The sequence below is a fragment of the Mesorhizobium sp. M2C.T.Ca.TU.002.02.1.1 genome, assembly GCF_003997225.1.
In genome coordinates, this window is the sequence record NZ_RZTO01001496.1 from 1 (window position 1) to 500 (window position 500).

Annotated in this window: 2 protein-coding genes; both read left to right on the top strand. The window is 55.2% G+C overall.

Annotated elements, in window-relative coordinates; genetic code table 11:
- Positions 1-193: hypothetical protein (locus tag EOD07_RS38310; RefSeq protein ID WP_206519685.1), on the top strand; the 193-nt coding region annotated here is incomplete at its 5' end.
- 47 nt (positions 194-240) lie between these two features.
- The gene (locus EOD07_RS36940) at positions 241-474 is read left to right on the top strand and encodes a DUF680 domain-containing protein (protein ID WP_040988310.1); all 234 of its coding nucleotides are present in this window, start codon (positions 241-243) and stop codon (positions 472-474) included.
- Positions 475-500 lie beyond the last annotated feature (26 nt).

Consider the following 500-nt stretch of genomic DNA (forward strand, 5'->3'; position numbering starts at 1 on the left):
CCCATATCAGGGTGCCTCATCTGGCGATGATTTCCCTAAACGACTGGTATTAAACGATAAAAATGTGGCCACTGCATCGCTCACGCAATTTCAAGATCGAACCGAACGGTTCGGTTCACAACTTTTCGTGATTGGAAATGGCAACAGGGCCGACCCATTTCGGGGTGGTCCGAGCGACGCGAATTTCCATTAAGGCACGCCACTAGACGGACACGACTTTTGAAATCTGGAGTACCTAAAATGAACAAGATTGCTTTTGCCGCCGCTGCCTTCCTCATTGCCACGGGCAGCGCTTTCGCCGGCAGCGACCACTTCAACCCGAACGATGCCAACCAGTCGGCCGTAACGGCCCCGGCGGGCAACGTCGATCGCACCGTCACCGGCTCGATCAGCAAGTTCGAACAGCGCTTCATCAAGAACGCGCCGAACTCGAACCAGCAGGAATCCGGCCAGGGCCTCTGGGGCAACCACTAAGCTGGTTCCAGTCCTGACCAATATCT